22 protein-coding genes are annotated in these 25,362 nt (G+C 62.9%); 6 read left to right on the forward strand and 16 right to left on the reverse strand.

The features are described 5' to 3' along the window. Positions 1–46: 46 nt before the first annotated feature. From ACR9Y2_RS30395 to ACR9Y2_RS30405, 3 genes are read right to left on the reverse strand one after another with little or no spacing between them, the layout of a single operon-like run. Complete coding sequence (locus ACR9Y2_RS30395; RefSeq protein WP_435045636.1) at positions 47–1,000, reverse strand: isopenicillin N synthase family dioxygenase; 954 nt, start codon at positions 998–1,000, stop codon at positions 47–49. After that, complete coding sequence (locus tag ACR9Y2_RS30400) at positions 979–1,602, reverse strand: hypothetical protein (protein WP_435045637.1); 624 nt, start codon at positions 1,600–1,602, stop codon at positions 979–981. Before ACR9Y2_RS30400 ends, ACR9Y2_RS30395 begins: the two co-directional genes overlap by 22 nt. Next, entirely contained in the window at positions 1,599–1,883 is a 285-nt protein-coding gene (locus tag ACR9Y2_RS30405) for a hypothetical protein (RefSeq protein ID WP_435045638.1), read from the reverse strand. Before ACR9Y2_RS30405 ends, ACR9Y2_RS30400 begins: the two co-directional genes overlap by 4 nt. Positions 1,884–2,218: 335 nt before the next feature. Between ACR9Y2_RS30405 and ACR9Y2_RS30410 the strand changes: the two genes are divergently transcribed. Then, on the forward strand, positions 2,219–3,058 hold the full coding sequence (locus ACR9Y2_RS30410; protein WP_435045639.1) for a hypothetical protein: 840 nt from the start codon (positions 2,219–2,221) through the stop codon (positions 3,056–3,058). A 95-nt stretch (positions 3,059–3,153) separates the two neighbouring features. On the opposite strand, the gene ACR9Y2_RS30415 is transcribed toward ACR9Y2_RS30410, so the two are convergent. Together ACR9Y2_RS30415 and ACR9Y2_RS30420 are read right to left on the reverse strand one after the other, a co-directional pair. Further along, the gene (locus tag ACR9Y2_RS30415; RefSeq protein WP_435045640.1) at positions 3,154–4,053 is read right to left on the reverse strand and encodes a haloalkane dehalogenase; all 900 of its coding nucleotides are present in this window, start codon (positions 4,051–4,053) and stop codon (positions 3,154–3,156) included. Then, positions 4,050–4,655 (reverse strand): TetR family transcriptional regulator C-terminal domain-containing protein, encoded by a 606-nt coding sequence (locus ACR9Y2_RS30420; RefSeq protein WP_435045641.1) that lies wholly within the window; start codon positions 4,653–4,655, stop codon positions 4,050–4,052. Before ACR9Y2_RS30420 ends, ACR9Y2_RS30415 begins: the two co-directional genes overlap by 4 nt. Positions 4,656–4,924: 269 nt before the next feature. Here ACR9Y2_RS30420 and ACR9Y2_RS30425 point away from each other — a divergent pair, with 269 nt between their 5' ends. The 3 genes from ACR9Y2_RS30425 (at position 4,925) to ACR9Y2_RS30435 (ending at position 7,741) form a co-directional block, all read left to right on the forward strand. Continuing rightward, a complete protein-coding gene (locus tag ACR9Y2_RS30425) occupies positions 4,925–5,719 on the forward strand; it encodes a helix-turn-helix domain-containing protein (RefSeq protein ID WP_435046346.1) in 795 nt (264 codons plus the stop codon). Positions 5,720–5,842: 123 nt separating this feature from the next. Beyond that, positions 5,843–6,382 (forward strand): GNAT family N-acetyltransferase, encoded by a 540-nt coding sequence (locus ACR9Y2_RS30430; protein ID WP_435045642.1) that lies wholly within the window; start codon positions 5,843–5,845, stop codon positions 6,380–6,382. A gap of 342 nt (positions 6,383–6,724) precedes the next feature. Continuing rightward, the gene (locus ACR9Y2_RS30435) at positions 6,725–7,741 is read left to right on the forward strand and encodes a TolB family protein (RefSeq protein WP_435045643.1); all 1,017 of its coding nucleotides are present in this window, start codon (positions 6,725–6,727) and stop codon (positions 7,739–7,741) included. Between the two features lie 31 nt (positions 7,742–7,772). Here ACR9Y2_RS30435 and ACR9Y2_RS30440 read toward each other — a convergent pair whose 3' ends face one another. The 7 genes from ACR9Y2_RS30440 to ACR9Y2_RS30470 form a co-directional block, all read right to left on the reverse strand. Beyond that, positions 7,773–8,336 (reverse strand): hypothetical protein, encoded by a 564-nt coding sequence (locus ACR9Y2_RS30440; RefSeq protein WP_435045644.1) that lies wholly within the window; start codon positions 8,334–8,336, stop codon positions 7,773–7,775. 179 nt (positions 8,337–8,515) lie between these two features. Beyond that, a complete protein-coding gene (locus ACR9Y2_RS30445) occupies positions 8,516–8,950 on the reverse strand; it encodes a type II toxin-antitoxin system HicB family antitoxin (RefSeq protein ID WP_435045645.1) in 435 nt (144 codons plus the stop codon). Positions 8,951–8,958: 8 nt separating this feature from the next. Continuing rightward, positions 8,959–9,138: a type II toxin-antitoxin system HicA family toxin gene (locus tag ACR9Y2_RS30450; protein WP_435045646.1), complete on the reverse strand. Its 180-nt coding sequence runs from the start codon at positions 9,136–9,138 to the stop codon at positions 8,959–8,961. 67 nt (positions 9,139–9,205) lie between these two features. After that, positions 9,206–10,582 carry an arylsulfatase gene (locus ACR9Y2_RS30455; RefSeq protein WP_435045647.1) on the reverse strand — a complete coding sequence of 459 codons (1,377 nt, stop codon included), beginning with the start codon at positions 10,580–10,582 and terminating at the stop codon, positions 9,206–9,208. Between the two features lie 9 nt (positions 10,583–10,591). After that, on the reverse strand, positions 10,592–11,998 hold the full coding sequence (locus tag ACR9Y2_RS30460) for a sulfatase-like hydrolase/transferase (RefSeq protein WP_435045648.1): 1,407 nt from the start codon (positions 11,996–11,998) through the stop codon (positions 10,592–10,594). Between the two features lie 4 nt (positions 11,999–12,002). Further along, positions 12,003–13,418: an arylsulfatase gene (locus ACR9Y2_RS30465; RefSeq protein ID WP_435045649.1), complete on the reverse strand. Its 1,416-nt coding sequence runs from the start codon at positions 13,416–13,418 to the stop codon at positions 12,003–12,005. A 2-nt stretch (positions 13,419–13,420) separates the two neighbouring features. Next, complete coding sequence (locus ACR9Y2_RS30470) at positions 13,421–16,711, reverse strand: TonB-dependent receptor domain-containing protein (protein ID WP_435045650.1); 3,291 nt, start codon at positions 16,709–16,711, stop codon at positions 13,421–13,423. A 147-nt stretch (positions 16,712–16,858) separates the two neighbouring features. On the opposite strand from ACR9Y2_RS30470, the gene ACR9Y2_RS30475 reads away from it, so the two are divergent. Further along, positions 16,859–18,934 carry a winged helix-turn-helix domain-containing protein gene (locus ACR9Y2_RS30475; RefSeq protein WP_435045651.1) on the forward strand — a complete coding sequence of 692 codons (2,076 nt, stop codon included), beginning with the start codon at positions 16,859–16,861 and terminating at the stop codon, positions 18,932–18,934. A 68-nt stretch (positions 18,935–19,002) separates the two neighbouring features. Then, the gene (locus ACR9Y2_RS30480; RefSeq protein WP_435045652.1) at positions 19,003–19,476 is read left to right on the forward strand and encodes a PilZ domain-containing protein; all 474 of its coding nucleotides are present in this window, start codon (positions 19,003–19,005) and stop codon (positions 19,474–19,476) included. Between the two features lie 44 nt (positions 19,477–19,520). On the opposite strand, the gene ACR9Y2_RS30485 is transcribed toward ACR9Y2_RS30480, so the two are convergent. The 4 genes from ACR9Y2_RS30485 to ACR9Y2_RS30500 form a co-directional block, all read right to left on the reverse strand. After that, positions 19,521–22,166: an ADOP family duplicated permease gene (locus tag ACR9Y2_RS30485; protein WP_435045653.1), complete on the reverse strand. Its 2,646-nt coding sequence runs from the start codon at positions 22,164–22,166 to the stop codon at positions 19,521–19,523. A 15-nt stretch (positions 22,167–22,181) separates the two neighbouring features. Next, the gene (locus ACR9Y2_RS30490; protein ID WP_435045654.1) at positions 22,182–22,511 is read right to left on the reverse strand and encodes a PadR family transcriptional regulator; all 330 of its coding nucleotides are present in this window, start codon (positions 22,509–22,511) and stop codon (positions 22,182–22,184) included. A gap of 110 nt (positions 22,512–22,621) precedes the next feature. Continuing rightward, the gene (locus ACR9Y2_RS30495; RefSeq protein ID WP_435045655.1) at positions 22,622–23,887 is read right to left on the reverse strand and encodes an L-lactate MFS transporter; all 1,266 of its coding nucleotides are present in this window, start codon (positions 23,885–23,887) and stop codon (positions 22,622–22,624) included. Positions 23,888–23,906: 19 nt separating this feature from the next. Then, entirely contained in the window at positions 23,907–25,265 is a 1,359-nt protein-coding gene (locus ACR9Y2_RS30500) for a methyl-accepting chemotaxis protein (protein ID WP_435045656.1), read from the reverse strand. Between the last annotated feature and the right edge of the window lie 97 nt (positions 25,266–25,362).

A 25,362-nucleotide genomic window follows, 5' to 3' on the forward strand; every position in this document is an offset into this window, starting at 1 on the left:
GACAGCACAGTGCCCTGGCCGCAGGATTCGGGTGCGCGGTGGCGCCTCAAGCCTTGACGCAATCGCGGCACCAGACGCCCTGTCCCTTGCGACGCCATTCGGCTTCGCCGTAGTGAAAAGTCGTTGCGGCGTTGACTGGCAGCACGCGATGGACGTGTTCGGGGTCCGGTGTTGCCGTCGAGGGGTCTTGCTGGCCGAGGCGGGCGGGTTCGATCCAGCGGTCCAGGCCAGGGTTCAGGAAGAACGGTAGCGAGATGCGATCCCGGGTGCGGTTCATCACGCGATGCGGCGTGGCTCGGAGACGGGCTCCAGTGACGAACTGCAGGATCTCTCCGATATTTACGATCAACGTCCCTGGCATGGGTTTGATGTCCTGCCACTGACCTTCGGGCGTGCAGGCGGAGAGGCCGCCGGCGTCATCCTGGAGGAGTAGAGTGATCCAGCTGAAGTCGACGTGCGGAGCGACTCCTGAGCGCGGTTGGCCGTCCGGCGGCGGAAGGTAGTGGATGAGTTTCAGCAGGACGTAGGGGGCTTCCGCTGGCGGCAGTAGTTGATCGGGCCGCAGCGGTAATCCGGCGGAAATTGCGTTCAGGATGTCGCGGCCTGCGGTCTCAAAGTCTGCGATGAGGCGAAGAAGTTCCGCGCGCCACTCGCGGCTGGCGGGCCAGAGATTCGGCCCCGACAGGGGATGCACGCCAGCAGGTTCCTCGCGCCCGAAGTGGATCTGCTCGCGCCAATCCCTAGCGTTGCGCATCTCACTGTAGCCGCGAAAGTGCGCCGAATTCTCGATGGCCAAGCTCTGCTTGTCCGCCGGCGGCAAGGCAAAGAAGTCGCGCGCGAGTTCGATGGCCTGGTTGCCTCTCTGCTCGTCGAACAACGGGTGACGGACGTGGAAGAAGCCGACGCCGGCTGCAGCCTGGGATAGCCGGGCGATTTCGCTGGCATCCATCGGGCCTGAGAAATCGAAGACCGGGACCGTCACAATGCTCCGAGCAGCCATTCGCGCGCCTCCGGCAGCCGGGCAAAGACGAGCGGGCTTGCCTCTTCATAGAAGCCGGCGGCCAGCTTCTTCCGCAGCTTGGCGATGTGCTCCGGGCGTTGCAGTTCGCGGCGCAGAATGGTGCGGTCGAGCGGGAAGCTCTTCTCATGGAGGATCTCGAAGAGGAGCCACTCGCCGGCGTGCGCGAGCTGGCGGTCCGGCGAGTCATCCAGTGTCGTGAAGAGGGTTCGGGCGAGGCTGAGCCGTTCCGGCGCCAACTGCCAGAGCACTGGGCCTGCCTGCCGGATGGCATCGAGAGCGTAGGGAAGGATCGCCGGTGTAGCGGGGCTGACATCGGGGCAATCGTAGCCGAGCGCGAGGAGATCCTCGCGGATCTTGTAGCGGGCGTGATCGAGGTCGTGAAAGAAGAACTCGGCGGGCGAGCGCGTGTCTCCGTCTGCCCAGGCCGGTTGGTCCACGATGCCGAAGAGATGTACCGGCAAGGCTCGCAGCAGGATAAGGAAGCGGCGCGAGGCCGGGCCGCGGCAGTGCAGGGCTCCGATCAATGGCTGGAGCGCCTGGAAGGGCGCCCACTCGGCTGCGGTCTTTTCCTGGAAAGTCATCGCGGCCTCCACCAGCGGCCGTGGCGCGTATAGCCGGCGGCGCGCACGATCCGCAGTTCCCATTCGAGGATCGTGCCACGGAAATCGCCGTCGGAGATGAGCAGGAAGGGCTCATAACGGCGGAGGCCCTCCTCGATCCAGGCGCGGTTCAAGGCGTGCGTCCACTGGGAATTCGGCAGGAGGAGCATGTCGTGTGCGGAGCGCTCACGCAGGCGCCGCAGCTCGGAGAGACGGCCCAGTGTCTTGTGTGCCGGAGGTGTCACGGTGGGGATACGTTCCAATATACAATCCGGGCGCGGCGGCGCCGACAGGCAGGGGCAGCCTGAGCCGGAAACGGGCAGATCACCCAGTACGTCGAGTGTAAGGAATCTTTCGCATTTAGTCTTGCTTAAATAGAAGACTGCGCGTAAGCTACCGGAACCGGGTCAGCTTACGGCGGCGGTATTGGGGCCGCCGACTCACCTACCGTAAGGACCCAAATCGAAGTATCTCGTGCCTCGGCCCGCGTCCGGCCTCTGCCTTGGACCCCTCGCGGCCGTTGCGCAATTCCGGGCAACACCGGTGAGGCACCAGTCTGGCGCCCCTCCCCTTCCGAAGTACGGAGTACGCAGTAACAATGAGTCAAGTCCACAGACCTTGCGCCGGCCTTGCCGCCGTCGCGCTCCTGATGCTCGTGTGCCTTCCTCTGGGCGCGCAGAGACTGCCGACGAATTACACGGTGATTACCTTTCGTAAGGTGGCGCCAGAGAAAGTAGATGCCTTCCTGGCGTTCAGTATGGACCAGACCAGGAAAGTGATGCAGGCGCGGATCGACTCCGGCGGCATCAAGACCTGGACCCTCTTGAAGCTGACCGCGCCCTATGCCGCGGGCTCCGACTACAACTACGTGATGGTTATCAGTTCGGATAAGTTTCCGGACCTCGACCCGGCCACTGCTGAGATGGATGCGACATACAAGAAAGCTGGCATCAACCGCCTGGAGTACCTGAAGACGTCTCGTGAATTGAGCACATTGGTCCACCAGGAGATCAACCGTGGCGTGTTGCGGGTTGGTCCTGGGGCGGAGGTGGGCAACTATGTGCGCGTGGACTATCACGCGGCTGCGGCAGACCGTCCGGGTGAACTCATGGATATGGAGAGATCAATCTATGCGCCGATGTTCAAGGAAGTGATCGACGCGGGCAAAGGCATCCGCGCCTGGGCGGTCTCGGTGCCCGTCCTGCCCACGAGTGGCGAGACGGGCTACACCCTCTACACTGCCCAGACGTTCAAGGACTCGGCGAGCCTGGGCGCGGGCGCGGGTACCTCACCGGAGGTGTTCCGAAAGGTCCATCCCGAGCGCAACTACATGAACACGATTGGACAGGTGAGGGCTCTGGACAAGCTCACCAAGGTGCGCATCTATCATGTGCTGGATGTGTTGGGGACGCCGATACTGGGCGCTCCCATGAAGTAGGTTCGCCACAGCCGGATCATTGTTCATTCGAATGCCAGGGCCTCCGAGAGGGGGGCCTGGGTTTTTTGCGGGTCGACGTGTCGATCAAACCAAGCTCAGCTTTGAGCAGCGGCGTGACGTTGTTGGCGAGGAGCAGCCTGTTCGCATGCGGCGATCCACTGCGCAGTTTCGCACCCGATGGTTTCAGGATGATCCTCTTGCAGGTAATGTCTGCCGGGGCCGAGGTGGACGAGCCGGCAATTCGTGAGCCTGCTGGCGAAGCGTTCCGCGAATTCCGGCGGCACCAGCGCGCCGGGGTTGCCCGCGAACAGGAGCTTGGGATAGAGGGATTGAGCCAGTGCGGAATGTGCGGTCTCCATCACAGCCCATACGTCGGGCGGTTCGCCGGCGATGGGTAGTTCATTGGGAAAGCGCCAGGCGGGGATCCGTGATTGCGGGGTAGGGAAGGGTGCGCGGTAAGCCTGCCGTTCCTCCTCGGTCAAGGTGCGATGTACTCCGTTGGGCAAGACGCCTTCCACGAAGAAGTTCTCTTCGAGGATCATCTTCTCGCCGACGCCGGGTGTACGGAAATCCCGGAAGATGGCTTGGGACTCAGACGACGGATTGAAGTCGTTCCAGGTGGGCATTGGCCGAATGAACTCCAAGAAGGCCAGTCCTCTGACGCGTTGCGGGAAGCGGGCCGCGAAGTGGAACGCCAAGGCGGAGCCCCAATCCTGCGCCACCAGATAGAAACTGTCGAGCCCAAGTGTTTCGAGGAAGCAGTCAAGGTAGCGGACGTGATCCTCGAAGCGATAGCTGATCGCCGGCTTGTCCGATTGGCCAAAGCCGATGAGATCAGGCGCGATGCAGCGTGCCACGGGAGCCACGGCCGGGATCACGTTGCGCCAGATGTAGGAGGAGGTCGGGTTCCCATGCAGAAATACGGCGACGGGCTGTTTTCCTTCGCCGGCTTCCTGATAAGCCATGGCGGAACCAAGAACGGATACCTTTTTCATACTTTCTCTCCTTGCGACTTAGTTGCGAAGACAGTGGCGAAGGCGATGCGCTTGAAACGCTCGAGTGGTTCCGGATTGCGCTCCACCTTCATGCGCAGGATGGAGCCCAACCAGGAGGAGAGGAGGAACTCCGCGAGATCGTCCGGCGCGAATTGAGTGTCGATCTCGCCCTGCGCCTGGGCGGCGGCGATGCATTCCGCGAAGGGGGCTCGCCATTCCAGGAAGATTTCGCCGAGGCGGTGCCGGAGCAGTTCGCTATGACCGGGCGCTTCCAGGCTGAGGTCTCCGATGAGGCAACCGCGGCGCCAGTGGGCGTCCTCCAGGCGGGAGGTGATGGCATCGAGGTAGCGGCGCAGGCGGTCGCGGGGACTGAGTGTGGCGTCTCCCAAGGTGTCTTGTATGAGGGCCTTCAGGTTGTCGAAGTAGTGTTGAAGAACTTCGCTGGTGAACTGTTCTTTTGAGCGGAAGTGGTTGGTGAAGCAGCCCTGCGGCACGCCGGCGGCGGCTACGATATCGCGGACGCTGGTACCGACGTAGCCGGATTGGAACATCACCTGGAGGCCGGTTTCGACGATGGTGTTGCGGGTGGATTTGCGTCCCATGGAAATATAATACGTACGTACGTATTAAATTGTCAATACGAATCGCGAATGGAACTGGAGCGCTTCGGGTGCGGTCAGGGAGAGCACTTCGGACTCTCCCAGTGCGGAGGTTTTGTTGTACTTTCAAGCAGGCGGGTACATGCGGGAGAACGGAGCGGGCGGCGAGGGCGAAGTTCGGCAACTCAGGGCAATCCGGACGCCCATTTTGTACCCAGGATCGTGGTTGGGATGAACCCGAGCTGCATTGAACGGAAATCATGACCGCGCGAGTGCATCAGGTAAAGCAGCACCGATCCGTTGTTTCCGGTGTCGAGGCGCGCACGCTCGTGACCAACACGCAGTTCCCGCGCCATTTCCACGACCAGTTGGGCTTTGGGGTGATGAGCTTCGGCGGGCACCGGTCGTGGAGCGGCATCGGGGCGGTGGAAGCCTCGGCTGGAGACGTCATCATGGTGAATGCAGGGGAGTGCCACGATGGCGCGCCGCTGGGCGATGGGGCTCGGGGCTGGTGCATGGTGTACCTGGATCCTCAGGCGGTGGCCTCTCAGTTGGGCGAAGAACTCCGCGGCTTTCCGGAGGTCCTGCGGCCTGTGGTGCGCGACCCGCTGCTGGCTGGGCGATTCTCGGATTTGTTCGCGACCCTGACGGACGACGTTCCGGATCCGCTGGCGGCCGAGGACCGCTTGGTGCTCGTGCTGATGTGCCTGCTGCGGCGGCATGGTGTGTCGAAACCACACTCGACCGGAGCTCCGCCCTTCGTCCAGAGAGCGATCGAGCGGATCGAAGCCGATTGTGAGAGCTCAGTCTCCTTGTCGGAATTGGCCGCGCTGTGCGGTGTGAGCCGTTTCCAATTGCTGCGCGGATTTGCGCGCGCCACCGGCATCACACCGCATGCCTATGTCGTGCAACAGCGCTTGCTCAAAGTGCGCAGGCTGTTGGCCCGGGGCGTGGCTCCCTCCCAGGCGGCGTCCGAAGCTGGATTCGCAGACCAGAGCCACATGACACGCAATTTCACCCGCCGCTTCGGGGTGACGCCCAGCCGCTATCGGGCTGCCTTCCGCTGAGCAATTACCGCGCCTGCAATTTCGTTCAAGACGGCACAACCCATTCCTGCGATGTTGAAGCGTGGCCAGCCCGGCGGAATGCCCCTGGGGTTCAGTGCCGTGAACTGGCGGGAAAGGACGAACATGATTCGACGCTGCGACGAGCGGGACTTCGAAGCGATTTGGACAACGATTAACGACGGCGCACAGGCCTACCGCGGGATCATCCCAGAGGATTGCCTGCACACGCCCTACATGAGCCGGGAAGAACTGCGGGGCCAGATTGAACAGGGTGTCGAGTTCTGGGGCTATGAGGAGAACGGCGGACTGTCGGGGGTGATGGGCCTGCAACCGGTGCAGGATGTGACATTGATCCGCCATGCCTATGTCCGAGGCAGCCGCCAGCGCAGCGGCGTGGGGGCTCAACTGCTGGCGCACCTCAGGGGGCGGGTCTCCACACCGGTGCTGATTGGGACGTGGGCCGCGGCGTTCTGGGCGATCCGGTTCTATGAGAAGCACGGATTCACCTTGGTGCCGGAGGATCAGAAGGCTGCACTGTTGCGGCGCTATTGGGGTGTGCCGGAGAGGCAAATCGAGACCTCCGTGGTGCTTGGGGACGAGGTCTGGGTGGGGCGGTTGGATGCAGGGAAGGCGACTGGATCGATGTCCATTGTCCGAGGTTGAAGGCTGCGCCGGGCGGTGCGGAGAGGGATACAATCAGAGAGATTGACTGAGAGGTAAACCGCTTTTCCTCTTAATCAATCAGAAGACGGTGCGCTGTGAACCTCCTCCCGCGGTTGACTCGCCGGTCTATTCTTCGCGATTCGATTCTATTTAGCCTGGCAATCGGAGCTGGTGATTGGTATTGGGCCGAGGGCTTCCAGCGCTCAGCCCTGTATCAGCTGCCGTTGCTGGCTTTCCATGTGCTGATGTGGGCAGGAATCCTGAAGCTGCTGAGCCCTGGAATTGAGGCTGTGAGCCCACCGGATGGCCAGACGATCGAAGTTCGTCACGGCCTTGCGAAAGGTGATCATGGACAGCGCTGAAGAACTTCGGTTGCGATCGACGTCCGGTGTTGAGGGATCGCGGCTCTGGAGACTGCCGCTGGTGATGGTGGCGCTGGCCGGAGCGATAGCGCTCGCAACTTCCTTCGTGGAGGGCAATGAGAAGACCTTCCTTCTGGACGTCGACTTCTACTACCCAATTCAGGGCGTTTCCCTGAGCGGGATGCCCTTGACGGTGCGTCCAGAGGGAGACTGCGCTGGCCGCATCAAGGTGCGCGATGTGAACGGCACAGCGGTGTTGCAGCAAGAGAAGAAACAGAACCTGCAGATACCTGCGATTGTCGCGCGAGACTTCTCGGGGAAGATGATCGCCAGATTCCCATTTGCGGCGGTGGATGTCGCCGATCTGCGGATGTCACCGACGGGCCGCGCGCTGGTGGCTGCCGGGCAGCCTGGCCCTACAGCCAAAAAGTGTTCGAACGGGCTATTCTTCGCGCGTGATGGCGATGAATGGTGGCGCCTGCTGTGGTGTCCGGATAGACCCGGTGCGGTCCCAGATTCTGTCTCGTGGTCACCGGATGAGAATGAGATCGCCTTTTCCTTCGAGAACCAGGTGTTTGTCCTAAGCCCAGGCGGGGGACCACCGAAGGCTGTTGCGCGTGGTCACCTTGTGAGGTGGGATCCGCACAGGGATCGCCTGGCCTTCATTGACGGCAGTGAGATCCGGGTTCTCCCACTCAATGCCACGGCAGGGAAAGAGCAAAGGCTGAAAATTCCAGGTCTGCTCGAGACAGCGGCGGAGTGGTCCCTCGACGGAAGCCGATTGACTATAGCCTGGAGATCCGACGAGCAGCCCGGCGATAGCCGTGTGTTGCACGACGTCGGACTGCTTGATGTCGAGCGGGGGACCATCACGAAACCGGAGATTCGCCATTGGGGAGAATCCTCCCGGCTGCGCTGGGTACCTTTGCCTCCATCCTCAATTGGCGTGTTTGAGGAATTGCGCAATGCTGCCTGCAGTGACACCGCGGGGCAGTGAATGAGCAAGGGCCGGCGCCGGCTAACACTTCTTACGGCAGCGGAGCGAAAAGCGCCAACAGCAAGAACAGCAATTCCAACGTAGCAATCACGTAAAAGACGATGCGAATTTTGGGCCAGAGCCAGGCCGGAAGCTGGTCAGCCATCTTGTCGGCCAGGGTCTGGTTGAGCCGCATCGGAGGGAATTCCAGCTGCTCCTCTGAGGCCCAGCGGGCTGAGAGCCAGTTGCCGCGGATATTGGCGAAGAGCAGAGCCAGAAAAATGATGCGAACGATGCCAAAGCCATTGCCCGAATAGCGCTGCACGACGAATCCGCTGAGCAGGTATCCGGCGAAGGCGGCGACCGCGGCGAACCGGCTCCGCTGGCGAACGCCGATGCCGGCCAGGAAATAGAACAGGGACTCGAAGGCGCCAGCAATGGGAAAGCCGGAGAAGGCCGAGAGCGCGGCATTCACCGCGGCGACGATGTAGCAGATCCAGAGCCCCTGCCTGGTGATGTAATCGAAATCCCCGACATTGCGAATGGTGGGCCAGAACAGGGCGCGCCAGCGGCTTTCCGTGCGGGGTGTTGAGTCCGACAGGCCGAGGGTCTGCATGAGTGACTATTATTCTAGCTCCGAATTTCGAGTAAGGACGAAATGGCTGGCCGGGACATTGTCAAAATAGTACGGAATTAACCTCGCTGCGACCAGAGATAGGATTATTGATGGGTATGGGCGCCCGGCACGATGGATCGTCGAACGTCGGAGCCGACTGTGTATGGCTGGTAAAGAAATCAGGCCGCGTTGCGCGCCTCGACATGAAGACGCTTGCCGAGTGCGGCGAAAGCGGCTTCGAGTTGGTCGAGCCTCGACTGGTGCCGAAGTGAGAACAACCGGTCGATGTGAGTTTTCGGGATCCCGATGCGGCGCGCAAACTGCGCCTTATTGAGGCCGGACGTTTGAAATGTATTGTAAAGATCGACCTTTGCGCACTGCAGGGCCGTCAAGGGCACTGGGCGGTATTTTGCGCCCCGGCGACGTTTGGCGGCGGGCAGCGGTTTTCCGCCCCGGATGAAGTCGCCGATGGTCAGCATCAGAAGGTCCCGGGCCAGATCCAGGACCTCCTCGATGCTCTCGCCTTGGGTGACACCGTAGCCGAAGTCAGGAAAGGTGGCCACATAGCCGCCGTCCTTTTCGTCAGGTTCAAATAGGCCTAAATAGTGTTCCATGGCGCCTCTTAAATCTTCAGGCCGAGGTCATTGAGAATGCTCTGCAGTGTGCCCGTCTTAATGTCCTTGGCCGGATGCCGGGGCATGCGTGATACTTTCGACCCCAAAATGATCCGCGTGTGGCGGGACTCTTCCACGAACCGGCAGCCCTGCTTTTTGAGCCAGCGCCGTAGTTCGCTTGATTTCACGTCTCAAGCGTAACCAAATCTGGTTACGCTGTCAACGGCGGAGATGGCTACATGCGGAGTGCTCCCCTTACATCGGCAGTGCCCGCTTCTTCGCTTCCTCCGGGGACATGACAGGAAAGTCCGGCGAATCCGTGCGGGCCGAAGCCATGATCTGTTTGATCTTCGCGACCACTGCCGGGTTGGCTGCCGACAGGTCCTTGTGTTCACCCAGGTCCGTCGACAGATCGTACAACTCAACGGGCTGTTCCGGCCCCTTGCGGATGCCCTTCCAATTGCCCATGCGTACAGCCTGGTGGAACCCGAGTTCGTGGAATTCCCAGTAGAAATACTCGTGCGGCTTCTGCGTTTTGCCGCTCAGCGTCGGAACAATGGAAGTTCCATCCAGGCCCTTCGGGGCCTCGACGCCCGCGAGCTCCGCGAAGGTCGGCAGGATATCCCAGAACGCCCACGGAAACTCGCTCACCTGGCCGCCTTGGATGCCGCCGGGCCAGCGGGCGACGCAGGGTACACGGATCCCGCCTTCGGTGAGATCGCGCTTAATGCCGCGCAGCGGGCCGGAGCTTTCGAAGAACGACGGGGCGTGGCCGCCTTCCTTGTGCGGGCCATTATCCGAGGCGAACAGCACCAGCGTGTTCTGATCCATACCCTTGCGTTTCAAGGTGGCCATCAACTGGCCGACATCGGAGTCCATGCGGCTGATCATGGCCGCGAAGTTCTTCTCCACCTGCGGCCAGTTGCGATCCGAGTAAGGCGCATCGGAGGGCACCTGCATGCCGTTGCCGGTATCGCGGCCCATTTCATTGTTTGCATGCGGCTGCGTGTAGCAGACGTGCAGGAAGAAGGGCTGCGCGGCCTGTTGTCTCTCCAGAAAACTTACCGCACGTTTCGTGAACAGATCGGGCGCGTAGTCCTTGCGCTGGGTGCCCAGGTTGCCGCGCAGCAGGAAGCTGCCTTCCTGATCCAGCAGATGCTCCGGGTAGTAGTTGTGCGCGTGCAGCTGCGAGAAGAAGCCGAACCACTCATCGAAGCCCTTTTTCGTCGGATACCCGGTGGTGCCCAACTGCCCGAGGCTCCATTTGCCGAACAACCCGGTGCGGTAGCCCGCCTTCTTTAGAAGCTCCGTCACGGTGACGTCCCCAGGCCGCAGAGGCAGGTCGTTGCCCTTGTTCCCGCGCGTATGGGCGTGCCCGGTGTGCAGGCCGGTCATCAGGGAACAGCGTGACGGCGCACACACGGTGGAGCCGGCATAGGTCGAGCCGAAGCGGATGCCCTCCGCGGCCAGCCGGTCGATGTTCGGAGTCTGGATCCGCGTCTGGCCATAGCAGCCCAGGTCGCCATAGCCGAGGTCGTCGGCCAGGACGAGCAGAATGTTAGGGCGCGGTGGAGAGGCGATGGGCGCCATTGCGGCGGCGGAGAGGGTCTGCAGAAATTGTCGGCGTTGCATGATTGGTTCTCAGCGGCCCAGGGCCCGCAACTGGCGTTGCGTGAACTCCTCGGCTCGGCGATTCTCCTCTTCGGGCGAGCAGATGCGGCGCAGTTCCGCTTCCAGCCGCTTCACGACTTTCGGCTGGCTGGCGGCGAGGTTGTTCAGCTCGTCGGGGTCTTTGTCCAGATCGAATAACTGATGGGGCGCGGCGCAATTGAAGATGAGTTTCCAGCGGCCCTGGCGCACGAGAAAGGCACTGGCCCGGGTGCCGCCGCCCTGAAACTCGCTGAAGACGGCGCGCTCTTCGTCGTACTTCGGCATCGATTGCAGCGGCTGGCCGCACCACCCCGCAGGCTGTTTCGCACCGGCCGCTTCGAACATCGACGCCCGCAGGTCGTGCAGATCGACGGGAGTGCGGACGCGCTGGCCGGCCTGGAACCCTGGTCCGGCGGCGATCATGGGGATGCGGGCCGAATCCTCATACAGGCTGCGCTTCCACCACAGTCCGAACTTGCCCAGCATCTCACCGTGGTCCGACGTATACACGACCACGGTATTGGACGCCTGGCCCGACTGCTCCAGCGCGTCCACCAGCCGGCCCAGTTGCTGGTCGACGAATGTGATGCAGCCATAGTAGCCGTGCCGCAGGCTGCGGATCGTCTCCGCTTCATAGGCGTCGGTCCCGAAGAACTTCCGCAGATCCTCGGCATACGGATGCTTCGCGCCAGGGCTGTCGAGACCATGTTTCGGCAGGTCCGCATGGGCGGCGTACTGCGCCCACAGTTCCGGCGTGACATTGTGCGGGAAGTGTGGCTTGAGCAGATTCACGGACAGCGTCCAGGGCTTGCCTACCGCAGCGGCTTTGCGGGAGAGCCACTCCACCGCCAGGTCCACCTTCTTGATATCGCCGCCGAACGGATTGGGCTTGACTCCGTAGCCGGCGCCGCGGCCTTCTCCATCCTTCTGGACATCCAGGGGAACCCGTGAAACCAGCGTATCGCCTGGCCGCGCACGATCACCCGGCGCAATCATCTCAGTGAACCCGAGCGTCGAAGCCTGGTTGTACACGTCCGTCTTGCCGATGTGGACGGAGTGGACGCCCTGGCTATCCAGTACCTTGCCGTAGCTCGGCGTATCGACCTGGAAGACGTTGCAGTTGCCGTAGGTCTGCAGGTCGAACACCCGGCGGCCCGAGAGAAAGGAAGATCGCGAAGGCAGGCAGAGCGGGGAAGGGCAGTAGGCGTTCTGGAAGACCGTGCCGCGTTGAGCCAGCTTCGCCATATTGGGCGTAGTGACAAAGGAGTGCCCGTAGGGTTGGCTGAAGAATGGATTGTGCTCGTCGCTCATCAACAGCAGGACGTTGTAGCGCGGCGCCGGTGCGGCGGCCAGTGCTGCCGCGGCAGGCAGGGTCTGCAAGAAGTTTCGTCGCTGCATGATTCTAGCTTCGCGCCTCCCACCACCCGTGCGGTGGCTCTTTTTGTACTCGCGGCGCCGTTCGCGCAGCCCGCATCCATTGGTCAAACTGGGCAGCGAGCTTGGGCTGCGCCGCCGCCAGATCTTTCGACTCCGTCGGATCCGACGCCAAGTCGTAGAGCTCCACCACCCCATTCTGCTTTGGCCGCACCGCCTTCATGTGGCCGCGGCGCATGGCCTGCATTGGGATGCCGGCAGCGAACTCCTGCGTCTTCCAGCCGTAGTCCGGATTCTCCCAGTACAGCATCTCGTGCGGTTTCTGCTGCTGCCCCAGCAGCGTGGGCAGCACCGAGATGCCATCGATTCCTTTGGGCAGGTGGCGCACCCCGGCGACCTCCGCCGCGGTGGGTAGAAAGTCGGGGAAGTACCACTGGAAGTCGGATGTCCTGCCGGCCGCCACATGGCCCGGCCAGCGGGCGATCATCGGCGCGCGCACGCCACCTTCATACAAATTGCCCTTGTGGCCGCGCAGGCCCAGCGCGCTGTCGAAGAAGAATTCGCCGATCTCGGGCAGCGTCGCTCCGTTGTCCGATGTGAAGAACACGAGGGTGTCCTGGTCCAGCCCCTGCGTCCGCAGCTCGGCCATGATCCGGCCCACATAGGAGTCCACGCGGCTCACCATCGCCGCATAGGCGGTGCGCACGTCCGGCTGCGCCTTTAGCCGGTTGTTGGCCTGGCTCCACGGCTTGCCCATGGGGAACTTGCCGCGGTACTCCGCCATGGAGTCCTCGGGCACCTGCGGCTCGAAGTGCGGCATGGTGGGCGAGTGGTAGAGGAAGAACGGCTTGTCCTTGCTCTGGCGAATGAAGTCGACCGCCCGGCTGGCGATGACGTCATTGGCGTAAGTGACGCGCGCCCCGTTCACATTCCCGGCCAGCGGATACTCCCTGCCGTTCTCGTAGAGGAAGCGCGGGTATTGGAAGTGCGCGTGCGCCTGGTGCAGCGTGCCGAAGAACTGGTCGAAGCCATGCTTCCACGGGACACCGTCCGTACCGATGTCGCCCAGGCCCCACTTGCCGCACAGGGCGGTGGTGTAGCCCGCCGATTTCAGGACATCGGCCACGGTGCCTTCACTGGCCAACAGCGGCACGCCGCCAGGATTCGAACGGATGGCGGTGTGGCCATTGTGCTGGCCCGTCATGAGGCTCGATCGTGAAGGCGCGCACACCGTGCCGCCCGCATAGGCGGTGCGGAACAGCGTGCCCTCCTTCGCCAGCCTGTCGATGTTGGGTGTCCGGATGTGCTTCTGTCCATAGCAGCCCAGGTCGCCCGGGCCCATGTCATCGGCCATGATCCACACGATGTTCGGCTTGCGCCGCGGCTGTGCGGAGAGCAGCGCCGGAGCCGCGGCGAGCGTTTGGGTGAAGGTGCGCCGGTTCATGGCTAGAAGGCGTACTTGAGCGCAAACTGGATGCGGCGCGGATCCTCGGCCGTCGTGATCTTGCCCGCGTTGGGCGTCCCCACGGCCGTGTTCGGAGAGCCGAAATTCGCATGGTTGGCGAAGTTGAACGACTCGAAGCGGAACTGGATGTAGTGTCCTTCCCAGGGCATGTTGAAGCTGCGAGACACCATAATATCCAGGTTGGTGCGGCCCGGAGCATAGATCAGGTTGCGGCCCGCATTGGAGACCACGCCCGGAGCGGAGGCCACGACGAACGTCGTATCGAACCAGCGGTCGATGGTGCGTTCAGACGACGGCAGGTTCGGACTCTTCACCCAGTCGCCGCGCACGGCGCCGCCCAGGTTCTGGTTGTTCACGTTGAAGCTATGGCCGATGGCCAGGCCGGACTGCATCGAGAAGATACCGCCCACCTGCCAGCCGCCCAGCACCGCAGCCGCCGGACCCGAGGTGAGGTAGCTGTGCCCCTTGCCGAACGGCAGTTCGTAGACCGAGTTCAAGACGAAGGCCCGCCGCCGGTCGAGATTGGAGTTCGACCGTTCGCGGGACATGTCCCACGGCGTCACGCCGCCGCTGCCGCCGTCGAGCAGGTCTTCATTCCCCTGGTCGATGCTGTGCGACCAGGTGAAGGAACTCAGCAGCGTCAGCCCCTTCGAGAAGCGCTTCTCCACCTTGGCCGTCATCGAGTTATAGCTTGAGTTGAGACTGTTCTCGTGCAGGCTGATGCCGCCGAATTGCGGTCGGAAATAGCGCTGGTTGGCCGCGATGGTCGCGCTGGGCGTCTGCGGCAGGTTGATGTTGCGGATGTTGTGGAGGTGCGTGCCCTTGGTGCCGATATAGCCCACCGTGAGGAGTGCGTCCCAGGGCAGATTGCGCTGGACATCCAGGAACCACTGACTGACGTAAAGAGTCGGCCGGAAGTCGGGGAACACGTATACCGCTGAACCCTTCTGGACGATCGAGGTCGAGAAGGCCGGGTAGCCGTCCTTCACGAAGTATGACGTCGCTTCCGGAGTAGTCTGCAGCGCGATGTCGGCGCTCTTGGGCGGACCTGAACGGAAGTTCGAATTCTCCGTACTCAGGCTGTTCGCCTCCCCGTAGAATGTCCCGGCGCCGGCGCGGATCACCGTCTTGGCATTGGCCGAGTAAGCCAGGCCAATGCGCGGAGCCCAGTTGTTCAGGTCGTTGGTGCCGCCGCTGTCTTTGTCGCCCGTGGGATAGACGAACTTCTCGTCCGCCTGGTTGGCGACATTGATGCCCTGATACAAGTACCGGCTGACGCTCTGCGCGGCGGAGTTGGGGAACAGCGCCTTCTTGAAGACCTCATAGCGGATGCCGGCGTTCAGCGTGAGTTTCGACGAGATCTTGAAGTCGTCCTGGATGAAGAAGCCGTAGTACCAGTTGTTGATGTCCTCACCCTGGTTGTTGCCGTAGTTGCCGCCGGAGACATAACCCAGCAGCATGTCGGCCATGCCGTTGCCGGTGTTGGCCCGGCTGGTGCCGTTGTTCGGCGATTCGGAAGTAAACTGGCCATTGAACGCAAACTGGCCGCGGCGGTAACGCGCGGCGTTGCGGAACACGTTGGCGCGCCGCAACTCCCCACCGAACTTGAAGGTATGTTTGCCGCGCTGCCAGACGATAGCATCGCTGACCTGGTAGTTCGACAGATTGTTCACATTCGGCCAGAAGGCGCGCGGACCCATTTCCACGAAACCAGTCGGCGAGAACAGCGACCAGCCCTGGTCGAGCCCGTCACCAAGCGAATCGCCGGGCGCGTTCTTGATGCCGTAGTCTTTGTTCATGTTCTTTGTGAACGGAATGTCGAACGCCGTATCGAACTGCGAGTAGCCGAAACGCGCCTCGTTGAAGAGCGTGGAAGTCAGCACACTGCTCAGCGCGCCGGCCACGTTGTTTCCGTTCAGTTTCACCGTCTGGCCCTGGCCGCCCATGGCCGGGTAGGGCAGATACCCGTTCTGATTGCGGAACTGGTCACGCCGTGAGTAGCGGGCGAAGAAGCGATGCTTGTCCGAGAAGTTGTGGTCGCCGCGGAAGTCGTATTGATCCGCATCGTCGGAATCGCTGGGCCCGAAGTAGTAGTTATTCGTCAGATTGTCATTCGTGCCGATGTTCGCCGTCGGGTAGAGCGGCAGGATGTTCTTGACGACGGGATCCCAGCGCGACTGCGGGATGATGTTGCCGGCGAAAGGACTCCGCTTGGCGGTAGCGCCCGTTCCCGTTTGCGTCAACGGATCGAAGATGTTCTGGCGGACGGCGGGCTGCTTCGAGAAGTCGCCGCGCTCGATGATGTCGCGGCTGGGCAGTGTCGTGATGTAGCTCTGGCCGGTGCGGATCCTCGTCCCCTGGTAGCTGCCGAAGAAGAACGTTCTGTTCCTGATGACCGGACCGCCCAGCGTCGTACCGAACTGGTTCTGGCGATAGGACGGCTTCTTCGCACCCGACCGGTTGGCAAAGAAATTGGTGCCGTCGAGCCTCTCGTTCCTCAGGAACTCATAGACCGAACCGTGGAACTGGTTTGAGCCCGATTTCGTGGTCACCAGCACCTTGGCGCCCGCGCGGTAGCCATACTCCGCACTCATGTTATTGGTGACCACCTTGAACTCGGCCACCGCATCCACGGGCGGCTTCACCTGCTGGGCTTCATAACCCAGGGGCCCGCCGGACGTCCGCGACGAGTTGTCCGTGCCGTCCAGCAGGACGTTGTTCTGGGCAATCTGCAGGCCGACGGCGGAGAAGGCGCCTTCGTCCCGAGCGCGGCTGCCAACACCCAGGCCGCCGCCAGGCAGGACACCAGCGGTGAATTGGGCTAGTTGCAGGTAGTTGCGTCCATTCAGCGGCATCTCCAGGATGCGCTTCGAGTCCACCACCTGGCCCACTTCCGAGGTCTCCGAGTTAATCAGGACTGCGGAGGCCGACACCTCAATCGACTCGGCGATCGAGCCGGTCTTCAGCTCAAAGTCGAGGCGAGCGGTCTGTCCGGTCTCCAGCCGGAACTCCGCCAGTTTCTGGGGAGCGAAGCCGGACGCTTCGCATTCAACCCGGTAGCGGCCCGGCGGCAGTAAGGGGAAAAGGTAAAGGCCCTGCTCGTTCGTGGTGGCCTGGGCGGCGACGGAGGTATCGAGATTGACTACACGCACCGAGGCATTGGGGACGACCGATTTCGTCGGGTCGATCACCGATCCCTGAATCCCGGAATTCTGCGCGAAGAGGACAGATCCGAGGCAAAACATCATAAGGACAACGGCGAGGTTGCGCATGCTGACCATCCTTCCAATCAAACCGGATGGGGCTGCATCGTTGCGGCCCCTGAAGCTCCGCCAGCAGTTATGCGCCTGCCTTTCCTGGGTGTCCAGCAAAGCCGTGTGAAAAATAAAAAAACAGCATAAAATACAGCTAACCTACTGATGCAACAGGAAGTGTTTCACTTTGGACCGTTCTCGGCCGACGTACAGTTACGTACGTTAGCGCGCGACTCTTCACCTGTTGCGGTAACCCCCAAAGTCTTCGATGCCCTGATGATCTTCCTGAAGAGCAGCAATCAGGTTGTCAGCCGGGAGGAGCTCTGCGCCCACCTCTGGCCCGGGCAGGTGGTGACGGACGCCAACGTCAACCAACACATCTCGATGCTGCGCAAAGCGCTGGGCGATGGCGGCTCCGGTGAACGCTATCTCGTCACTTTGCCGGGCCGCGGCTACCAGTGGGTGGTGCCGGTAAGCCTGCCCCACACGCACGAAACCGTAAACGTGGCCTGGCGGCTGGCCGCCCTGGCCGCCGGGGTGGTGCTGATGCTGGGCGCCCTGGCCTATTGGAGCCAGCGCCGGTCCACTGCCCAGATCGAATTCGGACAGCGCCACTCCCTCACCCGCCTGCCGGGCAGCGAATACCAGCCCGCGCTCACTCGCGATGGCGCCAAGGTCGCCTTCATCTGGGATCAGGACGGCGCCAACAATCCGGCCGTCTACGTCCGGGGTCCCGAAGACGACGAGCCGCGGAAAGTGAGCGAAGGCCGCTACGAACACAGCAGCCCGGCCTGGTCGCCAGACGGCCGCCACCTGGCCTATATCCGCTACGAAGCTTCGTCTCTCCGTGTGGTCGTCACGCCCGAGCGCGGCGGAGCCGAGCGTGAAATCGTGCAGCTCTACCGCTCCCGCTATGGCCTGAACTGCCGCCACCTCGACTGGTCCCCCGACGGCACCAAACTCGTCGTCGACGACAAGGAATCCTCCTCGCAGGCTTTTGGGCTGTTCCTGGTGGATATCGCCACCGGCAGCCGTACCCGGCTCACCCGGCCCCCCGACGCCATCATCGGCGACGTGGATCCACGCTTCTCGCCCGACGGCCAGCGGGTGTCCTTTGTGCGAATGGCCGACCGTTTCCGGCAGGAACTCTGGATCACCGACCTCTCCGGCGGCAACGTGAAACAGCTCACCAGCGCCGACCGCACCATCAGCGGCCACGACTGGTCGCCCGATGGCCGCCGCCTTTTCTTCGGCTCCAACCGCCGCCGCGAATTCGAGGTCTGGTCAGCGAATGTGGATACGGGCGCCGTGCAGGGCACAAATCTCTCCAGCGCCAACCCGTTGCAGCTTTCCGTAGGCCGCTCCGGTGGCCGCATGGTCTACTCGGACCTGCAGCAGGATCTAAACATCTGGAAACTCGACCTGGAGGCCGCGCGCCACGGTAACAACGGCTGGAGCCGCGTCATCTCTTCCACGGGCGAGGAGATCCTGCCGTTCGTCAGTCCTGATGGCAAGCGTCTCTGCTACCGGTCCGACCGCTCGGGCGAGGGCCAGCTCTGGGTGAGCGGGGTAGACGGCGGGCGCGCCATGCAGGTCACCCGCGGCGCCATCCATCCCGTCGCCTGCCGTTGGTCGCCGGACAGCAGCAAGATCGTTTTCAACGACGCGCTCAGCCAGCGGCTGTATGTGGTCGATGCCGAAGGCGGAACGCCGCAGATTCTGGGCGGGTCCGGGGTGACCGGCGGCCATCCCATGTTTGACGCCGAAGGCCAAACCCTGCTCTACAACGCGCAGGGCTCCATCTGGCGCGTGCCGGTGGGCGGGACGACAGGTACGAGAATCGTTGCGGCCGATGGTGTTCACCAGAAGGTGTTTGCCGCGGATGGCCGCAGCCTGTATTACACGCGCACTCGGACGGGCACCACCATCTGGCGCTACGACCTCGCCACCAAAGCGACGGCCCAGGTGATCGATGGACTGCTGGCCGGCTACTGGGGCGCCTGGACGCCCAGCCGCGACGGCATCTACCTGCTGGCCGAGAGCAGCCAGCCCACCGGCGGCGCGGCGGTCGTCTTCCATCCATTAAACGGCGCGCCGAATAAGGAGATCGCCCGCTTCCCTGGCCAACTGCCGCCCATTGGCACCTCCAGTTGGTCGCTGTCGCCGGATGAACGGTATCTGTATTGCGTCCGGGTGGATGTCTCCCACAGCGATCTCACCCAGGTGGAAGGCGTTCGCTAAAACCTTAGCGGAACGGCCCTCAACCAGAGCTGCCAGGAATTTAGACAATTCAATCCAGAATGGCGCAAGTGCAGCAACCGCAAGAGGGTACCAGCCACCTCACCCGCGGTACTAAGGTCTTCTACTGGCGAATCCTGAGGGTCTTTGCCTCGCTCGCCACTACGGGAACCGCCGATAATCTAGTTATGACACGGCCGGTCAGGAAGTTTCTACGCGTGCCGTCTGAGTGTTTCGGAACCCTCGAATTGCTGGCTCCCAACGAGCCCGGTCTCGCCTTTGGGATCCGCGTGACAGACGTATCATCCACAGGCGTCGGCATTACCTTACGGGGCGAAATCCCGCTAGGAACCAGAGTCAGGCTCATCTTCGACAGCGGTCCAGTGGAGGGCGAAATCGTCCACTGCCGGGCGGAAAAGAGCCACTATTTTGTCGGCGTACGGGTGGAGCACAACGCAACCGCGCTGGCGCGCCTCCGCTGGGCCGCTTCGCTAAAGCTGCACGACGCTGTCAGTTCTTCGCCGCGAAGCCACGTGCCGGTCTAGTCCTGCTGGTCCGGCTCCGGCTCCACGTCGCCCAATACTTGCCCCTATTCGGAGCGCAGCGCTTCCACTGGATTCACTGAGGCTGCCCGCCGCGCCGGAATGAAGCTGGCCAGCATCGACGCCAGCCCCAGCACCACCGCCACACTCGCGAGTGTCGGCACATCCCATGTCCGCACGCCGAACAGCAGCCCGCGAATCAGGGTGGCCGCGCCGGTGGCACACACCAACCCGATGACCAGGCCAAACGCGGTCAGCCATCCGGCTTCTTTCAGGATGAGCTGATAAACCGAACCCGGTTGCGCCCCCAACGCCATGCGCAGGCCGATCTCGCGCGTCCGCTGGCTGACGGAGTAGGCCACCACCCCATACAGCCCCACTACCCCCAACAACAGAGCCAGCAGGGCGAACCCACCCACCAGCCAGGCCGACGATCGGTGCTTGTAGGCGGAAGGCGAGTCGTTGATGCGCGTCGTCATGGTCGCGCCCTGCGCCGTCACAATGCCTGGGTCGTACTCCCGAATCGCACCTGTCAGCGCAGGCAGCAACTGCTGCTCCGGCTGGGAGGTCCTGACCACCAGGCCGAAAAAGCGGCTCGCGCTCTGGTTGAACGGGATGTAAAGGGCGGGTACGGTCGCCACCTCCAGCGGACCTTCCTTGATATCGTCCACGATGCCCACGATCTCGATCGGCTTGGGTGGTTCTGACAAGTAGGTGAGGTGTTTTCCAATGGGATCCTCGTTCGGGAAGTACTGCCGCACCATCGCCTGGTTGATGATGGCCACGCTCGGCTTCGACGCATCCTCGGACTCAGTGAAAAAGCGCCCGCGGATGAGCTTGGCGCCCAGGGCATGGAAGTAGCCGGCGCTGACGTCGCGTTCCGGCACCTCGTTGTGCTCGCCGTGCCACGGCCGGCCGATCACGCGGAACCAGGTGGTGTTCCCATTGCCGCTCACCGGCAGGCTGCTGGTCAGGCCGACAGCGGTCACGCCCGGCAGCGTTTCAATGCGCCGCACCAGCTCGCGCTGCAGCACGATCGCCTGTTCGTCCTTGTCATATGATCCTTTCGGAGCCGCCACCTGCAGGGCGACCAGATGATCTGGCCGGAAGCCGATATCCACCCGCAGCAGGCTGTAAAGGCTCTTCCCGAGCAGGCCCGCGCCCACCAGCAGAACCACGGCCGTGGCCAGTTCCAGCACCACCAGTTTCGAGCCCAGCCGCCGCCAGGCCGTCCCCGCCGAACCGCGGCTGCCTTCGGCCAGCCCTTCCCGCGTCTGCCCGAAGGAGAGATGGAACGATGGAGTCACTGTAAAGAGGATCAAAGCCATCAGGGCGATCTCACCTGCAAACAGGAGCACCCGTGGATTCAGGCTCAGGCCGATCAGGAACGGCATGCGCAGCAGCAGGTTCTCCGGTACCAGCCGCGTCAGCAATTGCATGGTCCACCAGGAGACGGCGAGCCCCAGCGCACTTCCGCCCATTACCAGCACCAGGCCCTCGGTGACGAATTGCCTGATCAGGCGGGCCTTGGACGCGCCCAGCGCGCTGCGCACGGCCATTTCCCGCCGGCGGCTTTCGGCGCGCACCAGCAACAGGTTTGCGGCGTTCACACCCGCAATGAGCAGCACCAGTCCCGAGCCGCCCAGCAGCACCAGCAGGATGGGCCGGATGTCGCCCGTGATCACCTCCGCCAGGCTCGCCACCGTAGCGCCCTGGTCGCGATTCGAGTCCGGATACTGCGCCTCCAGTTGCTTCGCGATCACCTTCACATCGGCCAACGCGCTCTGCAGCGTCACTCCGTCCTTCAGGCGTGCCACCCCATACAGCGAATGACAGCTCCGCCGCAGGTCGCAGCCGCCCGCCGGATGCAGCGCGGACCAGAACTCGGCTGGTTCCGCCGGCGCAAAGTGGAACTCGCGCGGCAGCACACCAATGATGGTGCTGGGTTCACCATCCAGCGTCACCACCTGTCCCACCACCTCCGGTTTGCCGCTGTACCGCTTCTGCCAGGCGCCGTAGCTCAGCAGGACCGCGCGGTGCGCGCTGGGTAGATCTTCGCCTGAAAAGAAATCACGGCCCAGCACCGGCGACACGCCCAGGGTGCGGAAGAAGCCGTCGGTGACGCGCGCCGCCCGCACCGGTTCCGCCCCGGCAGGGGTGCTGAGGATGAAGCCCCGCTGATCGTAGGCATCCAGTGACTGGAAGACCTTGTTCATCTTCTTCCAGTCCAGGTAGTCGGCATAGGACAGGTTGGAGCGCGGAAACAGCGGCACCGTCTCGAACACGCCCACCAGCCGTGCGGAGTCCTTGTAGGGCAGCGGCTTGATCAGCGTCGCATCGACGAACGCAAAGATCGCCACACTGGCCCCCATGCCCAGCGCCAGCAGCAGGATCGCCGTAAACGTGAAGCCCAGGCTCTTTCGCAGTTGACGCATGGCGAAGCGCGCGTCCTGCAGGGTGTTGTCGATCAGGTTCAGTCCACGCATATCCCGGCACTCCTCTTTCCGTTGTTCCAATCCACCCACCGATTGCAGCGCCGCCCAGCGCGCTTCCTGCCGGCTCATCCCCGCCGCCATGTGCTCGTCCATCTCGCGATCGAAGTGGTAACGCAGCTCTTCGTCGAGCTCGTCCTCCACTTTCTTGCGCGAGACCAGGGATCGAAACCTCAGCCGCAGCATTTCAGGCCAGCGCATGCCGCACCTCCTGTATCAGGCCGTCCGCACGATGAGGGAAATGGCGGCAGCCAGCCGCTCCCATTGCGCGGTTTCGTGCGCGAGCACCTGGCGGCCCGCGTCGGTCAAGGTGTAGTATTTGGCCCGCCGGCCATTGTCACTGATCGCCCACTCAGAGGTGATCCACGCGCTCTGCTCCAGCTTGTGCAGCGCCGGATAGAGTGCCCCCTGGCCCACCTGCAGCACTTCGCCCGACATCTGGCGAATGCGCTGCGCAATCGCCCAGCCATGCATCGGCTCCAGGGCGATCACTTTCAGGATCAGCATGTCCAGGGTGCCCTGGACCAGGTCGGTAGGTTTGCTCAATGGCTCTCCCCTTAGTTACTGACAACAGACTAAGCGGGGAAGCCGGGCAGCGTCAATGCACTTGGCGAAAAGTTACATTGACGCGACCGGAGAACGATAGGGGAAGGAACTCAGGCTGCACGCCGCGTGGTGTGCTCGCCAACGTCTTTCAGGGGCACGGCAGCCGGAGGCCGGACGATGAGCGGCAAAATCGCGCTGACCGCCAGAATCCCGGCTAGGATATACAGTGCCTGGTCATAGTGGCCCGTGGACTGTCTCACTCGCGCAATCAGCACCGGGCCCAGTACGCTGCCGAAACCCCACGCTGTCAGCATCAACCCATAAATGGACCCGACGTCCTTGGCGCCGAAGTAGTCCGCGCAGAATGCAGGCATGGTGCCGAACCCGCCGCCGTAGCACAGCAGGATGATCACGCACAGCGTGGTGAACATGCTGAACTCCGCCACACGCGGCAGGACGAAGAAGAGCGCGGCCTGCAGCAGAAACATGGATAGGAACACCCAGCGCCGTCCAATTGCGTCGGAGAGCCAGGCCCACAGGAAGCGTCCCGCGCCATTCGCGATGGAGATGATCCCCACCATCGTAGCGGCCACGGCGGCGTCCACTCCGCTGATCTCCTGGGCCATGGGCGACGCCTGCGAGATGATCGCAATGCCCGCCGATACATTCAGGAACAGCATGCCCCACAGCGCGTACCACTGCCACGAGCCCAGGGCCTGCCGCAGCGTAAAGTCGGTGGCGCCGCGTGCGGAACCCTTCTGCGACGGTTCCCAGCCTTCCGGCCTATAACCCGCCGGAGGATCGCGCATCACCAGCGCCGATCCGGCCACCAACAGGAACGACGAGACGCCTAGCACTGCGAATGTGGAGAGCACGCCAATCGACGCGATCAGCCTCGTGGCGATGGGCGCCGTCACCAGCGCACCCGCGCCAAACCCGGCTACAGCTACCCCGGTGATGAATCCACGACGGTCCGGGAACCATTTCACCAAGGTGGCGACGGGCACGATATAACCCAACCCGATGCCAGCTCCGCCCAGCAGGCCGTAGCTGAGGTACAGCACCCAAAGTCCATGATTCGAAAGGCAGGCCAGCGTGACGCCCAAGCCATAGAGCAGCCCGCCGGTCAGGCCCACCACCCTGGGCCCCTTGGCCCGCATCCACAGCCCGCCTACAAACGCCGCGCACCCCAGCGTGAAGATTGTGATGGTAAAAGTCAGGCTGACTTCGATGATCGACCAATGGAACGCCTTCACCAGCGGTGTGCGGAATACGCTCCAGGCGTAGACTGCGCCCAGGGCAATCTGCATCGCCACTCCGGCGGCCGCGATCAGCCAGCGATTGGGCAACTCAGACGGACGGCTTGAGTCCTGCATGCTCATCCCCTTCGACTTCTCAAACGCGGAACATGTCGACAAACTTCTGCAGACGGCCCACGGTATGGTTCAGGTCGGCAATCGCAGTGTCGGTTTGCTTGGCGCCGGCGCTGGTCAGCCTTACCGCTTCGGCCAGACGGTTCATCTCGGCCGCGATGGCTCCTGCTGCTTCCGCCGCCTCGGTGACATGCCGGCCCATCTGGTTGGTCGTGGCCGTCTGCTCCTCCACCGCGGACGCGATCAGATGCGAGATGTCGTTGATCTGGCTCGTCACCGACGCGATCTCCGCGATCGCCCGCACACTCTCTTTCGTGTCGAACTGGATCGCCTCGATCCGGCCGCTCACCTCTTCCGTCGCCTTCGCCGTACCCTTGGCGAGCTCCTTCACCTCATTGGCTACCACGGCGAAGCCCTTGCCCGCTGCGCCTGCCCGCGCGGCTTCGATTGTCGCGTTCAACGCCAGTAGATTAGTCTGCTGCGCGATCCCCGTGATGACCTTGATCACCTTGCCGATCTGCTCGGAACTCTGGCCCAGGTTGTTCATCTTCTGGCTGGTGGAGTCGGTCACCGCGACGGCGGTGCGCACCACAGTCGCCGCCTTGCTGGCGTTGCGAGCGATCTCGCGGATCGAAGTAAGCATCTCCCGCGACCCGTCTGCGGCCGTCGTCAGGTTCGACGACACCTGTTCGCTGGAACTCGCCGCACTGCGCGCCCGCTGGTTTGCCTCCTCGGCCGTACGCGCCATTTCGTGAGACACCGCGCCGATCTCTTCACTGGCCGCCGCCAGGACATGCGTGTGCTCTGAGATGTTGTTGACTTCCTGCGCCAGCGCGCCGCACACCGCATTCAGCGACTTGGCGATGCGCCCGTACTCCCCGTCATATTCGCCGCGCACGCGCGAGGTCAGGTCCATGCGTGACAGGTTGTTCAGCACCTGCTCGATCTCGGCCACCGGCTTCAGCCACGCGTCGAACATCGAGTTAAAGCGCTCGAAGATCTTACGGTTCGCCCCCGTGAACTGCTCCACATCGCTGCGCACGCGCAAGTCGCCGCGCGAGGCAGCTTCCGTCAGCCGGCCAATCTGCGTATTGCGGCGGTTGATGACATCGATGAACCCGTTGCAGACGTTCTTTGAGTAAGCGAAATCCCCGGGAAAGCCGCCTTCAAAGGGCGGCGGAATCTGCCCGATGCTCATCTTCTCCACGGATTCAATGGCCTTCGTGAACGTCCCGGTTAGCACATCCAGCGTCTCGTTGATGAGCGTGCAGGCCGCGGCTGCCTCTCCCTCATACTGGAACGGCTGCAGCCTGTGCTGCAGCTCTCCGGCCGCCATCGCGTCGCGCAGGCGCCGGGTGTCCTGCTCAAACTTGTTCCACATTGCTGCGCGCTGGACTGACTCTGATGGTGTCCCGTTCTCGATCATCCTGTCCTCCCGGCGGATTCGACGTATCGCCCCTAAGCAAACACGCCGAGGG

The sequence above is a fragment of the Paludibaculum fermentans genome, from assembly GCF_051172195.1.
GTDB classification, from domain to species: Bacteria; Acidobacteriota; Terriglobia; order Bryobacterales; family Bryobacteraceae; genus Paludibaculum; species Paludibaculum fermentans_A.

Coding starts and splice junctions, on each gene's coding strand:
- ACR9Y2_RS30395 (WP_435045636.1), bottom strand. CDS start 1,000: ATGGCTGCTCGGAGCATTGTGACGGTCCCGGTCTTCGATTTCTCAGGC.
- ACR9Y2_RS30400 (WP_435045637.1), bottom strand. CDS start 1,602: ATGACTTTCCAGGAAAAGACCGCAGCCGAGTGGGCGCCCTTCCAGGCG.
- ACR9Y2_RS30410 (WP_435045639.1), top strand. CDS start 2,219: ATGAGTCAAGTCCACAGACCTTGCGCCGGCCTTGCCGCCGTCGCGCTC.
- ACR9Y2_RS30415 (WP_435045640.1), bottom strand. CDS start 4,053: ATGAAAAAGGTATCCGTTCTTGGTTCCGCCATGGCTTATCAGGAAGCC.
- ACR9Y2_RS30420 (WP_435045641.1), bottom strand. CDS start 4,655: ATGGGACGCAAATCCACCCGCAACACCATCGTCGAAACCGGCCTCCAG.
- ACR9Y2_RS30430 (WP_435045642.1), top strand. CDS start 5,843: ATGATTCGACGCTGCGACGAGCGGGACTTCGAAGCGATTTGGACAACG.
- ACR9Y2_RS30440 (WP_435045644.1), bottom strand. CDS start 8,336: ATGCAGACCCTCGGCCTGTCGGACTCAACACCCCGCACGGAAAGCCGC.
- ACR9Y2_RS30445 (WP_435045645.1), bottom strand. CDS start 8,950: ATGGAACACTATTTAGGCCTATTTGAACCTGACGAAAAGGACGGCGGC.
- ACR9Y2_RS30455 (WP_435045647.1), bottom strand. CDS start 10,582: ATGCAACGCCGACAATTTCTGCAGACCCTCTCCGCCGCCGCAATGGCG.
- ACR9Y2_RS30460 (WP_435045648.1), bottom strand. CDS start 11,998: ATGCAGCGACGAAACTTCTTGCAGACCCTGCCTGCCGCGGCAGCACTG.
- ACR9Y2_RS30465 (WP_435045649.1), bottom strand. CDS start 13,418: ATGAACCGGCGCACCTTCACCCAAACGCTCGCCGCGGCTCCGGCGCTG.
- ACR9Y2_RS30470 (WP_435045650.1), bottom strand. CDS start 16,711: ATGCGCAACCTCGCCGTTGTCCTTATGATGTTTTGCCTCGGATCTGTC.
- ACR9Y2_RS30475 (WP_435045651.1), top strand. CDS start 16,859: ATGCAACAGGAAGTGTTTCACTTTGGACCGTTCTCGGCCGACGTACAG.
- ACR9Y2_RS30485 (WP_435045653.1), bottom strand. CDS start 22,166: ATGCGCTGGCCTGAAATGCTGCGGCTGAGGTTTCGATCCCTGGTCTCG.
- ACR9Y2_RS30495 (WP_435045655.1), bottom strand. CDS start 23,887: ATGCAGGACTCAAGCCGTCCGTCTGAGTTGCCCAATCGCTGGCTGATC.
- ACR9Y2_RS30500 (WP_435045656.1), bottom strand. CDS start 25,265: ATGTGGAACAAGTTTGAGCAGGACACCCGGCGCCTGCGCGACGCGATG.